Genomic DNA, 6,000 nt, shown 5'->3' on the forward strand with positions numbered 1-6,000 from the left:
AGTCCGGAAAAAACTACTCACCCAAAGCAAAGCGGCTAAAACGGCGGACAATGATGTTCTCGCCGGTTTCAGCAATCACTTTACGCACAAGGTCACCGATCGTTACTGACTCATCTTTTACCCAGGGCTGCATCATCAGAACCTGAGCGCTGAACTCTTTTTTGAGTTTGCCACTGAAGACTTCTTCGCGGCGAGCCTCAGGGACACGAGCCATCGAAGGGTCTTCAGCGAATTTCTGGCGCGCGGCCTCAATAACTTCAGCCGGGACATCTTCGTAATTGATATACTGGGGAGCAACGCCCACAATCTGCAGAGCCAGGTCGTTAGCCAGGTTGCGGAAGCTTTCGCTACGGGCTACGAAGTCCGTGCTACAGTTGAGCTCTATCAACACACCAACACGATTGTTGTGGTGTACATACGAGAAGACACCACCCTCTTTGGTCTCACGACCAGCGGTTACCATCTTTTCAGCTTTTTTGTCACGGCGTGCTTCCAGATATTTGACTGCGTCATCCCAGGATTTCGCTTCGGATAGAGCGTTTTTACAATCCGCAAATGTCGCACCAGTCTCTTCACGCAACTTTTTTACGTCTGTAGCTGCGAATTCCATAACGTTGGTTTCTCCTCAATCTTTATGTATGATACTCAGATCTAAATAGCAGTACAACAACTGCCGTCCATCTTTTTTGGCTCTGAGTGCTTGACAAATGGAAAATGTAGTGATCACACGCTCAAATCGCGTGTCAAAAAGCATAATATATTACACAAAAAGGCGGGAGTCAGAGGCGCTTATGCCCCTTTTCTCCCACCGAAACAATCTGTTTGGTTTTGACTAATGAGCCTCTTTAGAAACCAGTTCTGGCTCAACAGCAGGGGTAGCAATCTCGGCTTCAGGTGCCTCAGCAACCGGTGCGGCCTCAGGCTCTGCGGCTGGCGCTGCAGCAGCCTCTACTGGTGCTTCAGTTTCACCGGTCTCGACGTCTTTCTGCTGGGCTTCGAGTTCACGACGGCCCTCGACAGCAGCATCGGCAATTTTTGCACAGAGCAGGCGAACCGCACGAATGGCGTCGTCGTTAGCAGGGATCGGGTAATCCATCTCATCGGGATCACAGTTGGTGTCTGCCAGAGCGATGACAGGAATTTCCAGGCGACGAGCTTCCATCACTGCAGTGCGCTCTTTACGGGTGTCGATGATAAAGATAGCACTTGGTAAGCGGCGCATATCTTTGATGCCGCCCAGGATACGCTCCAGGCGCAGGATCTCGTCCTGCATGTGCTGGACCTCTTTTTTGGGCAGGCGCTCAAAATCGCCGCGGTCGCGGCGCTCTTCAAGACTACGCAGATAGGTGATACGAGACTGAATGGTTTTGAAGTTGGTTAACATACCACCAAGCCAGCGCTGATTGACATAGAACATTCCGCAGCGCTTGGCCTCTTCAGCCACTGCTTCCTGGGCCTGTTTCTTGGTGCCAACAAAGAGCAAAGTTCCACCATTAGCAACCAGTTGCTCAACGAACTTGTAGGCGTCGTTAAGGCGAGTTACCGTTTGCTGGAGGTCGATGATATGAATGCCGTTGCGGTCCATAAAGATAAACTGCTGCATCTTAGGATTCCAACGACGTGTCTGGTGGCCAAAATGAACACCAGCTTCCAACAACTGTTTCATGGAAATGATATTAGCCAAAAACGGACCTCCCTTGATCCTCCGCTCTCACTTTACGGCGCCAGGGTCCCCTAAGGTATATTTGCTTACTCCAAACCTCAGTAGAAGTTATGGACCCCAGGGTCAGCGCTATTTCAGAGAGCGTGTGTATTTATTGTGTTTTTTTCAGCAGGCGAACAGCTCTCGCCCACTTTGCCAGTGAAGTATAGCACAGAGCTTCTATGGACGCAAGAAATTTGACCGCATCTCCTCGTGAACGCAAAAATAGAGTATACTATGAAAAGATGCATCTTGTTTTTTCATTATGTATCTTTATATCTCATAAGAGAATAGGGTAAAAAATGGGAGTGTGGATGATGCGCAGAAAAATATATTATTACCGAGTACGTTTAATTGCGGATGCCTTACCATCTTGCTCTTGTATTTCTTTTCTTGCCCGCATGCCTACTCCTGATCCTCCCCCCCTTTTTCACCGCGCTCCTGCCGCCAGAGGGCTACCACGCAAAATTCTACTCCTAAAAATAGGTGAACACCGTCCGCTTCTTGAATTCGAGCGTATAGTATAAAGTGAGAGTACACATTTCTAGCTAATTGGTAATGTGACGCTCATACCATTTTCAGGGGTTGCAGAAGTAGAAAGGGATTGAAAACAGATGGTAAAAGTTCTGATCGTTGATGACCATTCGTTGATGCGTCGCGCGGTACGCGAAGTAATTGAAAAAGAGCAAGAAATGTGTGTGGTGGCCGAGGCCTGTAACGGGCACGAGGCCGAAATACAGGCGGCTGAAACACAGCCCGATGTTATTCTCATGGATGTAGATATGCCTGACTGCACAGGCTTTGAGGCGACTGAGCGTGTGCTGGCCTGTTCTCCCCATTCACGTGTGGTGATTTTTACCTCCTCTCATCAGGAACAGTTACTCTTTCAGGCGATCCAAAAAGGGGCCATGGGCTATATTACCAAGGATATAGAGCCTGATGCTTTGATCCATGCTATTCGCTGTGCCGCTCGCAATGATCTCTGTATTCCTGGTGCCTTCGCGACTCAGGTACTTACCTACCTGCGCTCCTCCTGGAAAACCCATGCTGGTTACGGCGGTATGTTATCTTCCTCCATCTCTTATCGCACTCCACGCCGTACCGCCCATGTGACAATTACAGGCGAGTCCGGTTTAAGCGACACTGGTAGCAATTTGCCACGCCCATTGACTGAACGTGAAAAGCAAATTCTCGATCTGATGCGCAAGGGCCGCAAAAATCGCGAGATCGCCCTGGAACTATCGATTGCAGAGTCTACTGTGCATAAACACGTGCAGAATATCTTTGAGAAATTGCACGCACGTAATCGCACCGAGGCAATCTATTTGACCAGTGTTGAAGGCTAAGTATCATCAAACGCATATGTTACAATGGATAGTGTTCATCATAGAAAAGAAGAGATGTCACTATCATATAGGACAATATACGTGCGAGAAAAACGAACGAGCCACTCCGGAATGGTGCGCCTCCAATCAGATCAGGTGGAGGATAAAACCTCATTCCTGGCTCAGGTAGCCATTTTTCAACATTTCAGTGCACAGGATCTCAGCGCGATCGAACAGAGTATCACTTCATTACCTTGCTCGCCGGGGCGCATTCTCTACCGTCCCGGTGATGTCAGTAATGCGCTCTTCTTTGTGAAAAGTGGGCGCATCCAGCTCTACCATCTTTCTACCGATGGCAGGAAATTAATTACGGCGACGCTGGAAACGGGCGCATGCTTCGGAGAACAAGTACTCTGCACTCCCAATATCTCTACCAGCTTCGCCGAAGCGATCGACGCAGCCACCCTCTACCTGCTTAATAAAACTGATATCGAGCAACTGCTACAGCATAATACAGCAGTCGCTGGTGCGCTACTGCAACTGATGGGCCAACGCCTGACCGGGCTTGAGGATCAGTTGATTAATACGACCTTCAAAAGCGTTACCGCGCGCCTGGCAGAGCTCTTGCTCCAGCTCGCTACAGTTCAGGGTAAGGAGTTCAATGGACTGGCCGTCAATGGTTTCAGCCATGAAGACCTGGCCGATCGCCTGGGTGTGTACCGCGAAACGGTCAGTACGGCACTACGTGAATTAAAAGATGTGCGCGCCATTCAGTTGGGGAGAAAACATATTGCTATCCGCCAGCCTGATTTGTTACGGCAATTGGCCCAGACAAATAGCAAGTCAGGACTACATCGACGAGAGCATTGATGGTTATCAAAGCACAGCATGTCAAAAAAATTTATCGCAGTGGGCAGCTGCGAATTGAGGCTTTAAGTGATATTTCACTGGAAATAGCGCAGGGAGAGATGGTCGCGGTAATGGGACCCAGCGGCTGTGGGAAAACAACCCTGCTTAATTGCTTATCAGGATTAGATACGATCGATGAGGGCGATATCTACATCCGGGGCGATAATCTACGCGATCTCAGCGAACGGGAGCGCACAGCCTATCGCGCACAGCATATGGGTTTTATCTTTCAAGATTTCAATTTATTGCCGGTACTCTCAGCGGTAGAAAACGTGGAGTTACCATTGCTGGTCACACGCGTTCCCAGTCAAAAAGCCAGGCGACGCGCACTGGAGATGCTCGATATCGTTGATCTGAGTGATCGCGCACGCCATCGGCCCGCAGAGCTATCTGGAGGCCAGCGTCAACGTGTCACGATAGCGCGCGCCCTGGTGAACAATCCTGCCCTGGTCTGGGCCGATGAACCAACGGGCAATCTGGATAGCACGACCGCGAGCGATATTATGAATTTGCTGCTCCAGCTCAATCGGGAGCAACAACAGACGTTTGTGATCGTCACCCATGCACATGATATCGGTGAGCAGGTGCACCGCATTATCTCGATGCGCGACGGCAAAATCGTCTAAGAAAGAGTGCACTGGTATGTCCAGATTTCTCTCTTAAGAAATCTGGACATACCATCCCTTCTTTATTTTGCCAGGGTGCGATTTGTGGTGTTCAACTGGGCACGTACAACGTCTTTAATGTGTGCTGAAGAAAGGCCATAAAGCTCTTTCAGGATGGTCAAAGCTCCATGCTCCACAAATTTATCTGGTAGGCCGATAACCCGTACATCAACTTTATTGAGCCCTTGCCGCTCCAACAGTTCCAGGACGGCGCTGCCAAAACCACCGGAAGCCACATGATCTTCGATCGTAATCAGGCGGCGCGTCGCTTTCGCCAGGCGCAAAATCATCTCTTCATCAAGAGGTTTTGCCCAGCGTGCATTAACAACAGCGACATGGATGCCTTCGTCAGCCAGTTCTTTGGCCGCTAGCTCAGCCTGCGCCACAGTCGCGCCATAGGCCAGTAGCACCGTCTCCTGATGCTCGGCTGCTTCCAGAGTCTCAGGACTCAATAGTTCGGCCTTACCAACTTCTAGCATCTGGAAATCGTTGGTCATTGGCACACCCAATCCCTTACCACGTGGATAACGCAGAGCAACCGGACCATCCAGGTAGATTGCGGTATAGAGCATGTGCCGGAGCTCTTCTTCGTCCTTCGGTGCCATGACTTTCATGCCGGGAATCATACGCGAGAAGGCAATGTCAAACACCCCATGCTGCGTCTGCCCGTCTTCACCCACCAGGCCAGCACGATCCATGGCAAACACGACATGCAGATTTTGTACGGCGATATCGTGGATGACCTGGTCAATCGCACGCTGCATGAAGGTCGAATAAATGGCTGCAACGGGAGTAAGACCGCCAACGGCTAAGCCACCAGCAAACGTTACCCCATGCTGCTCAGCAATACCAACGTCAAAGTAGCGCTCAGGAAAACGCTGACGTAGCTTCTTCAGGCCGGTGCCCTCTTCCATCGCTGCGGTGATACCAACCACCTTGGGATCTTTCTCGGCGATTGCTACCAGGGCATTAGCAAACACTTCGGTATACGATGGGGGATCGCCAGCGTTTTTCTTGATGATGCCGGTCGTATAATCATAAGCGCCCGGGCCATGCCACTTGGTGGAGTCACCCTCAGCTACTTCCCAGCCTTTGCCTTTCTTGGTCACCATCTGCACAATAATCGGGCCTTCAACCTTTTTCACATTCTCGAATACATCGAGCATAGTTGCCAGATCATGACCATCGAAGGGACCAAAGAACTTGAAGCCTAGTTCTTCAAAAATCGCGCCACTCTTACTATGCATCATAAATTGTTTAAAACTGGTTTCAGCACGTCCAGCGGCCTCACGAGCTCTGTCTCCCACAACTGGCAAGCGCTCAATCGACCCCTTGGCCATATCGCGTAAGCGCTGATAACTTGGCGAGGTCTGCATGCGACGCACATTTCCAAGATATT

The 6,000-nt window shown here is 50.2% G+C and carries 6 protein-coding genes; 3 read left to right on the forward strand and 3 right to left on the reverse strand.

Features of this window, described 5'->3' with window-relative positions; genetic code table 11:
- Window positions 1-13: 13 nt before the first annotated feature.
- Both tsf and rpsB read right to left on the reverse strand, forming a co-directional pair.
- The gene (gene tsf / locus JMI88_RS11505; RefSeq protein WP_201361969.1) at window positions 14-610 is read right to left on the reverse strand and encodes an elongation factor Ts; all 597 of its coding nucleotides are present in this window, start codon (window positions 608-610) and stop codon (window positions 14-16) included.
- Between the two features lie 222 nt (window positions 611-832).
- On the reverse strand, window positions 833-1,666 hold the full coding sequence (gene rpsB / locus JMI88_RS11510) for a 30S ribosomal protein S2 (RefSeq protein WP_201361981.1): 834 nt from the start codon (window positions 1,664-1,666) through the stop codon (window positions 833-835).
- A 650-nt stretch (window positions 1,667-2,316) separates the two neighbouring features.
- On the opposite strand from rpsB, the gene JMI88_RS11515 reads away from it, so the two are divergent.
- From JMI88_RS11515 to JMI88_RS11525, 3 genes are all read left to right on the forward strand, one after another.
- On the forward strand, window positions 2,317-3,048 hold the full coding sequence (locus JMI88_RS11515) for a response regulator (RefSeq protein WP_201361970.1): 732 nt from the start codon (window positions 2,317-2,319) through the stop codon (window positions 3,046-3,048).
- Window positions 3,049-3,129: 81 nt separating this feature from the next.
- Window positions 3,130-3,897 (forward strand): Crp/Fnr family transcriptional regulator, encoded by a 768-nt coding sequence (locus JMI88_RS11520; RefSeq protein WP_201361971.1) that lies wholly within the window; start codon window positions 3,130-3,132, stop codon window positions 3,895-3,897.
- Window positions 3,897-4,562, forward strand: a complete 666-nt coding sequence (locus JMI88_RS11525; protein WP_201361972.1) for an ABC transporter ATP-binding protein — start codon at window positions 3,897-3,899, stop codon at window positions 4,560-4,562. The genes JMI88_RS11520 and JMI88_RS11525 overlap by 1 nt, the downstream gene beginning before the upstream one ends.
- A gap of 62 nt (window positions 4,563-4,624) precedes the next feature.
- Here JMI88_RS11525 and dxs read toward each other — a convergent pair.
- Window positions 4,625-6,000 (reverse strand): 1-deoxy-D-xylulose-5-phosphate synthase (gene dxs / locus JMI88_RS11530; RefSeq protein WP_201361973.1); only part of this gene is annotated, 1,376 nt, incomplete at its 5' end.

This window comes from Dictyobacter formicarum (genome assembly GCF_016587435.1).

Bases quoted from the DNA above. Each gene is read 5' to 3' on its own strand.
- JMI88_RS11525 (WP_201361972.1), top strand. From the start codon at position 3,897: ATGGTTATCAAAGCACAGCATGTCAAAAAAATTTATCGCAGTGGGCAG.
- JMI88_RS11515 (WP_201361970.1), top strand. From the start codon at position 2,317: ATGGTAAAAGTTCTGATCGTTGATGACCATTCGTTGATGCGTCGCGCG.
- tsf (WP_201361969.1), bottom strand. From the start codon at position 610: ATGGAATTCGCAGCTACAGACGTAAAAAAGTTGCGTGAAGAGACTGGT.
- rpsB (WP_201361981.1), bottom strand. From the start codon at position 1,666: ATGAAACAGTTGTTGGAAGCTGGTGTTCATTTTGGCCACCAGACACGT.